At 75.2% G+C, this 7,072-nt stretch carries 7 protein-coding genes; 4 read left to right on the forward strand and 3 right to left on the reverse strand.

The window, feature by feature from the left end:
- Positions 1–2,523 (reverse strand): ATP-binding protein (locus GA0115240_RS05225; protein ID WP_093735479.1); only part of this gene is annotated, 2,523 nt, incomplete at its 3' end.
- A 798-nt stretch (positions 2,524–3,321) separates the two neighbouring features.
- Positions 3,322–3,966, reverse strand: a complete 645-nt coding sequence (locus GA0115240_RS05230) for a CGNR zinc finger domain-containing protein (protein ID WP_093735474.1) — start codon at positions 3,964–3,966, stop codon at positions 3,322–3,324.
- A gap of 48 nt (positions 3,967–4,014) precedes the next feature.
- Between GA0115240_RS05230 and GA0115240_RS05235 the strand changes: the two genes are divergently transcribed.
- Together GA0115240_RS05235 and GA0115240_RS05240 are read left to right on the forward strand one after the other, a co-directional pair.
- Positions 4,015–4,668, forward strand: coding sequence for a pyridoxine/pyridoxamine 5'-phosphate oxidase (locus tag GA0115240_RS05235; RefSeq protein ID WP_256069553.1), 654 nt, complete (start codon positions 4,015–4,017; stop codon positions 4,666–4,668).
- A complete protein-coding gene (locus tag GA0115240_RS05240; protein WP_256069554.1) occupies positions 4,665–5,366 on the forward strand; it encodes a maleylpyruvate isomerase family mycothiol-dependent enzyme in 702 nt (233 codons plus the stop codon). Before GA0115240_RS05235 ends, GA0115240_RS05240 begins: the two co-directional genes overlap by 4 nt.
- A 112-nt stretch (positions 5,367–5,478) precedes the next feature.
- On the opposite strand, the gene GA0115240_RS05245 is transcribed toward GA0115240_RS05240, so the two are convergent.
- On the reverse strand, positions 5,479–5,718 hold the full coding sequence (locus tag GA0115240_RS05245; RefSeq protein WP_093716245.1) for a DUF397 domain-containing protein: 240 nt from the start codon (positions 5,716–5,718) through the stop codon (positions 5,479–5,481).
- A 256-nt stretch (positions 5,719–5,974) separates the two neighbouring features.
- Between GA0115240_RS05245 and GA0115240_RS05250 the strand changes: the two genes are divergently transcribed.
- Both GA0115240_RS05250 and GA0115240_RS05255 read left to right on the forward strand, forming a co-directional pair.
- Positions 5,975–6,505: an isochorismatase family protein gene (locus tag GA0115240_RS05250; RefSeq protein ID WP_093735477.1), complete on the forward strand. Its 531-nt coding sequence runs from the start codon at positions 5,975–5,977 to the stop codon at positions 6,503–6,505.
- 119 nt (positions 6,506–6,624) lie between these two features.
- A partial coding sequence (locus GA0115240_RS05255) for a TetR/AcrR family transcriptional regulator (RefSeq protein WP_093735478.1) occupies positions 6,625–7,072 on the forward strand: 448 nt, incomplete at its 3' end.

Genomic DNA, 7,072 nt, shown 5'->3' on the forward strand with positions numbered 1-7,072 from the left:
CGCCGAGCCGTGGGCGATCAGCGACCAGGACAGCTGGTGCGCGGACGGGGACGCCTCCAGGCACGCGACGGACTCGGCGAGCAGGTCCAGACCGCGCTCGTCGCCGACCACCTCGGCCGCGATGCGCAGGCTGTGCCCGATGGTGGAGGCGGCGCCGAACTGCCGGGCCCTGGCGAGCGCGTCCAGCGCGGTCAGCTCGGCGCGCTCGGGGGCGTCGTGCGACTCGGCGAGCGCCAGGTGCAGCTGCCAGGGGCACCAGGCGGGGTTGCGCATCCCGCGCGGATCCAGCCGCCGGCCGACCGAGGCCAGTTCGGCGGCGGCTTCCTTGTACAGGCCGCGGGCGAGAAGCAGTTCGCCGTGCACGGCCTGCGCGTCGGGGAAGGTGACGGTGGCCGGGAAGGGCTCCTGGAAGGAGTAGTCGGCGGCCAGTTCGGTCGCTTCCTCGGTGCGGCCGCGGGCCAGCAGGATCTCGATCAGGACGGCGACCGAGTACCACTGCACCGGCGTGCCGCGCCCGACCCGCTCGGCCAGCCGCAGCCCGTCCCGGGCCAGTTCCTCGGCCTCGGCGAGGCGGCCGCGCCGGTAGCGCACGTAGCCCAGCAGCAGGTAGCCGAAGGACAGGTGGGCGCCGCGCCAGCCCTGCCGCTCGAAGTCGGCGATGCCGGTGGCGAAGTACTCCTCGGCGCGGTCCGGCTGGTCGGCGTACATGTAGGTCAGGGCGGCGAGCACCGGCACCTCGAAGCCCCGGTCCTCGTCGGCCCACGGCAGCCCGGCTTCCAGGGCGCGGGCGGCGTGCCGGAGCACGGTGGAGGTGTGCTCGCCGCGCAAGGTGGCGTCCCAGGCGCGCAGCGCGATGATGTACCGCTCGGTGAGGTCGCGGCCGGTGAGCCGGTCGGCCAGCCGGGTCAGCCGCCGCGAGCGCGAGGGCGAGTCGGGTTCGTCGGCGCGGAAGGCGTCCCACATGAACTGCTCGGCCTGCATCCGCAGCCGGGTCTTGGCGTCGGTGGCGGTGCGGGCCGCCTGGCCCACCAGTTCGGCCGCCTCGGTCATCCGGTCGCTGTGCGCGAGGGACTGGGAGAGCCGGAAGAGGATGCCGTCGCGCAGCGCTGGGTCGTCGATCGGCTCTTCCAGGGCGGCCCGCAGGTGGTTGACCGTGGTGGACGGCTCCAGCAACTGTGAGGAGCAGCCCAACTCGTACAGGACGGCCGCCCGTTCGCGGGGCGGCGGTGGTTCGCGCAGCGCCCGGGCGAGCAGGGTGCGGGAGGCCTCCGGGGCGCCGGCCCGTAGTGTCTCCCGTGCGGCGGCCCGCAGTTGCTGCACCACCTGCGGGTCGCCCTCGGGGTGGGTCTCCAGCAGGTGCCGGGCGGCGGCGGTCGGGCCCTGCCCGGCGTCGATCACGCACCAGGCGGCCTGCCCGTGCAGGGCGACGCGTACCGCGTCGGGGATCGCGCGGTAGACGGCGGTGGCGATCAACGGGTGCACGAAGCCGAGGGTTTGGCTGCCCATCAGAACGCGCGCCTCGCGGAGCCGGTCGGCGCAGTCGGCGGCCTCCGCCTGGCCGAGCCCGGCGACGGTGGCGGCCAGCGGCAGCTGGATCTCGGTGCCGAGGACCGCCGCGGCCCAGGCGAGCCGCACGGTCGAGGGGCCGAGCCGTTCCAGCTGGGTGATCAGGCCGCGGCCCTTCACCGCCGCCACCAGGTCCGGCAGCAGGTGCGTGCTGCTCTCGTCGGGACGCAGCCCGCGGTCGCGCACCTTGACGGTCAGTTCGACGGCTTCGAAGGGGTTGCCCGCGGTGACCGCCCAGCACTCGTGGCAGAACGCGTCATCGGCGTGCTTTCCGACCGTGTCCCGCACCAGTTCGCTGATGGCGTCGACGGTGAGGGGTGCCAGGCCGATCGGCCGGTGGCCGGCCCGGCCCGGCAGGCCGCGGAACGCCTCGGCGCCGGGCGGGAGTTCGTCGGGACGATAGGCGACAACGATCAGCAGGGCCAGTTCGTCGGCCCGGGGCGCGAACGCGGCCAGCCAGTTGAGGGACTGCGGGTCGGCCCAGTGCGCGTCGTCCAGTACGAGCACCACCGGGGCGTGCTGGACGGTGAGATGGGTGAGCACCCAGTCGAGTCCGTCGCGCAGACCCTGGGGGTCGGGCGCCGGGCCGTCCGCGGTGCACAGGCCGAGGGCGGGGCCGACGATGCCGTACCAACTGCCCAGCGTGGCGCGGATCTCCGGGTCGGGGCTGCCGGCCAGCCGGGGCTGGAGCAGCTGCCGCGCCACGTGGAAGGCGACCTGCTGCTCCTGGTCTCCCCCGCGGGCCGACAGCACGGCGCAGCCCCGGGCGGCGGCCCGGCTGCGCACTTCGCTGAGCAGCGTGGTCTTGCCCATGCCCGCGGGGCTGGCGAAGGCCAGCAGCCCGCCGCGCGGGCGGCCGCGGTCGCCGGTGAGGTCGGCCAGCGCCTCGTCGACGGCGCTGAGTTCGTCCTCGCGTTCGAGAAGCGCGCGTCGGTTGGCCGGATGACGCTGCGTCATGGTGCACCCCCTGCTTCCGGTGGGCGCGCGCCCGGCGCACGACGTGCCGTGCGACCACCGACCCGGTGGGACCACAGCGTACGCTGTCGGCTGCTGTGCGTGAGGGCAGAACGGCAAGGCGGCGAGGAGTAATTGGCCGCGAGCCGCCGTGCCGGTCCGCCACTGGCAGGAGACACGACCGACACGGCGCTGGCAGCGGCACCGCGGAGGCACCCTTCGGGCCGGCCCACCACCGGACACTGCCACGCCCCACCCCGCCCCCACTACCGCTCGCAGCCCGCACACCGCCCCAAAGCCCCCTTGCGCCCCGCATGCGCCCCCCGTTACCCCCCGTAAGCCGGTCGGCTCGCGCCGGGCGCCCGAGGGTTGCGGGATCGGCGGCGCGCCGCCGATCCCGGTGGGCGGACACACCGCACCGGCGCCGGCCCAACGCCGGGCCGTTGCGCCCACAGACGGGCGGCTGGAGGTGAAGGACGCCTCAGCGGCGGAGGGCTACCGGCGCCGGCCGCGCGCACGGCTTGCCGACACCGTTCCCCAACCGCCGCGGACCGGGCGGCTGGACGTGAAGGGTGGCCCGGCGGCGGGCGACGGTTCCCCCAGCGGGCACACCCACCGGCTCCGGCCGGCCCCAGGGCCCGCCAACGCCGGGTCCCAGCCGTCGGCGGGCCGACGTGAGGAGGCGGCATCGGTGGCGGGTACGTCGGGTTGGCGTGGAGGCCCGTCGCGGTCGGCGGGCGGGCTCTTTGGCTGCTGGGCGCGGGCGGCCGTTCCCGTGGTCCGGGCGGGGGACGGTCGGCGTCAGCCCGTTGTGGAGGCGGGGGTGCCGCGGTGGCGGGCGTGGTGGCGGGCGACGCGGGCGCGGTTGCCGCAGGAGGGTTTGCACCACTCCTGGCGGGGGTGTTCCTTGATGAAGTAGCGGACGCAGCGCGGGGCCGGGCAGGCGCGCAGTTTCTCGCGGTCCGGGCCGGTCAGGAAGGCGATGGCGGCGCGGGCGAGGGCGGCGGTGAGCCGGTCTTCGGGGGACGCGGTGCCGGGTACGGCGGTGCGGGCGGCGGGCGGCCCGTCCGGTGGCCAGTCGAGCAGCGGGGTGACCGGCACCAGCGCCGAGGCCGCGTTCAGCCGGCCGAGCGCCTGCTCGGCGGAGGGCAGCCGGTCGGCGTCGGCGGAGCTGGGCGGACCGGGCCGTACAGCCCGGGCGAAGAGCGCGCGGACCGCCGTACGGACCTCGACGACCGCGGCGAGGCCGCCGCCGGCGGCGGCTTCGGCGAACTCGGCCGCGGGCACCGCGTACCCGTGCACCCGCAGGGCCGCCGCGTGCTCGCCGACCCACCGGGTCAGCCCGTCCGGCGCGGCGAGATCGTCGGCGACCCCGCCGCGCCCGTCGTGCCGGATGGTGATCGCAAGATCGAGCGCGAGGCCGACCGCGAGTTGATCAACGTCCATAGGTTAATGGTATCGTCGCCGTACGCCATTAACAGCGAGGGGGTATCCGTGTCCGACCTGCGCGAAGTGCTGCGCGGACTTGAGGTGTTCTCGGGCGAGCTGCCGGTGTTCGACACCGCACTGCTGCCGGCCGATCCACAGGAACTCTTCATCGACTGGCTGCTCGCGGCCGTACGGGACGGGGTGCGCGAACCGCACGCCATGACCGTGTCCACCATTGGCGCCGACGCAAACCCGTCCGCGCGCGTGCTCATCCTCAAGAACGTCGATTCCGACGGCTGGCAGTTCGCCGCCCTCGCCGACAGCCGCAAGGGCCTCGAACTCGCCGCCCGCCCGCAAGCGGCCCTCACCTTCTACTGGCCCGCCCTCGCCCGCCAGATCCGGGTGCGCGGCAGCGTGGCACCGGCCGGCGCCGAGGACTCCGCCGCCGACTTCCTGGCCCGCTCCCCCGGCGCCCGCGCCGAAGCCCTGATCGGCCGGCAGAGCACCCCGCTGGCGGACCTGGCAAGCCGGGACGCGGCGGTACGCTCCGCCGCCGAGCGGATCGAGCGCGATCCGGGCCTGGTGGCCCCCGGCTGGACCCTCTTCACGCTGCGCGCCGACGAGGTCGAGTTCTGGCAGGGCGACCGCGAGCGCCGGCACACCCGCGTCGAGTACCGCCGTACGGACGCCGGTTGGGAGCGGGGGCTGCTGTGGCCGTGACCCCGCGGACGATCGATCCGGCCGACCTGCAGTCCGCGCTCGACACCGGCCAGCTCCGGCTGCGGAAGCTGCTGGGCGGCCTCACCGACGAGGCGGTGCGCGAGCCGAGCGCCCTGCCCGGCTGGACCCGCGGCCATGTGCTGTCCCACATCGAAGGTGTCGGCCTGGCGCTGGCGCGCCAGGCGCGGTATGCCCCGCGCGGCCGGCTGATCGATGTCTACGACGGCGGCCGGCCCGCCCGCGACGCGGCGATCGAGGCAGGGCACCGGCGCGACGCGGCGGCACTGCGCGCGGCTCTCACCGACGCGCTGGACGAGGTCGAGGCGTCCTGGTCCGCGGTCGGTCCCGACGACTGGCAGCGCCCGGTGCGCTACCGGGACGGCGTACTGCTGGACGCCGGGCTCGCCTGGTGGCGGGAGTTGGAGATCCACACCGCCGACACGCTGCTCGGCCCCGGTGTCTCCGACTGGTCGCAGCCGTTCTGCGCGCACCTGGTCGACTTCCTGGCCGCCCGGCTGCCGATCGGGGTCGCCCTGACCCTCACCGCGAGCGACGGCCCGTGGACGTGGACGCTGGGCAGGGGTACGCCGCTGGCCGTCCGGGGCCGGAGCACCGATCTTGCCGCCTGGCTGGCGGGACGGCACCCGGTGGGCCGGCTGACCGGTGACCCGCTGCCCGCGCTGAGCCCCTGGCCGTAGCGGACCGGCGCCCATGACGGCCGCCCGCACCGGCCCGCGGGTCAGGACACGACGGCGCCCCGCCGCTTCGCGCCGTAACGGCGGGGCGGCGGGGCGCGGACGCCGCAGAGGGTCAGGTGAGGTCGAACTCGCCGTCCCGCGCGCCCAGGACGAAGGCACGCCACTCGGCGGGGGTGAAGATCAGCGCCGGGCCGTCGGGGTTCCGGCCGTCGCGCATGGCGATGTAGCCCTCCACGAAGGCGATCTGCACATCGCCGGTGCCCTGGCTGCTGGACAGCCACTCGGCGTCCGTCAGGTCGACCTGCGGCTTCTTCCCGTTCGCCAACGGCTGTCCGATGGTGCTCTCCGCCACGTCCGCGCTCCTCTCCCACGTACCACGTCGTCGTACCCGGCCAGCCTATCGGCCGCGACCGCGGGTGGGTGCGAGAAGCCGGAAGCCGCCCGCTGCGGCACCCGTACGGGTAAGCCGGGCATCGTCCCGGCCGACCGGAATCCCCCAACTTCCCTATCATGCCTGCGCGTTGGATCATCGGGCGCGGAAGTGATCCGCCGGGTAGGGTCCGATCATGACCGCACATGATCACGGTCGCCGGGGCGGCGCCGAACGCATGTCCCCGCCGGCTCCCGGGCTCGACCCCGCGCGCACCGCCCTGGTGCTGATCGACCTGATGGACCGTATGGTCGCGCTGCCGCTGGCCCCGTACCCGGGCGCGGCCGTGCTGGAGGCCGCACTCGGGCTGGCCCGGACCTTCCGCGGTGCGGGGGCGCCCGTGGTGGCGGTCCGCGGGCAGCGGGCCGGCGCGGCGCACCAGCCGCCGGGCAGCGCCCTGGTGGCCGAAGTGGCCGACGCCGCGGACCTGGTGGTGGTCAAGCACACCGTCGGCGCCTTCCAGGACACGGCTCTGCACGCCGGGCTCCAGGAACGCGGGGTACGCACCCTCGTCCTGGCCGGGATCGCCACCCATCTGAGCGTGGAGTCCACCGCGCGGGCCGCCGCCGACCTCGGCTACGACCTGGTCTTCGCCGCGGACGCGATGTCCGGCATGACGGCCGCCGAGCACGAGTCCACGGTGGCGCTGGACTTCCCGCGCTTCGGCACGGTGCTCAAGGCCGCGGAAGTGGAGTTCCGCCGGGGCTGAACTCAGGGGGCCTGGCGGAGGTCGGCGGAGGAGTCGCAGGAGCGGCGCCGAGCGGCGGGAGGACCCGCCGCTCTTTGTACGGGCGTTCGCTGTACCTACTAGTATGTACACTGCTGAGCATGGACACCGCCGAACGCCTGATCGAAAGCGCGCAAGAGCTCCTGTGGGAGCGCGGTTACGTCGGGACCAGCCCGCGCGCCATCCAGGAGCGGGCCGGCGCCGGCCAGGGCAGCATGTACCACCACTTCCGGGGCAAGCCCGATCTGGCGCTGGCGGCCATGCGGCGCAGCGCGGCGGAGTTGCGCGGCCAGGCCGACGAGTTGCTGTCGTCCGGCGGCACGCCGGCCGAGCGGCTGGATGCCTATCTGCTGCGCGAGCGTGATCCGTTGCGCGGCTGCCGGGTCGGCCGGCTGACGATGGACCCGGACGTCGTGGCCGGCGAGGAGTTGCGGCAGCCGGTCCAGGAGACCTTCGCCTGGCTGCGCGGGCGCCTGGCCGAGGTGGTCGCCGAGGGTGTCGCGGCCGGCGAACTGCGCCCGGGGCTCGATCCGTCGGACACCGCGGCCG

The sequence above is a fragment of the Streptomyces sp. DvalAA-14 genome (assembly GCF_900091855.1).
In the GTDB taxonomy this organism is placed as follows: Bacteria; Actinomycetota; Actinomycetes; order Streptomycetales; family Streptomycetaceae; genus Actinacidiphila.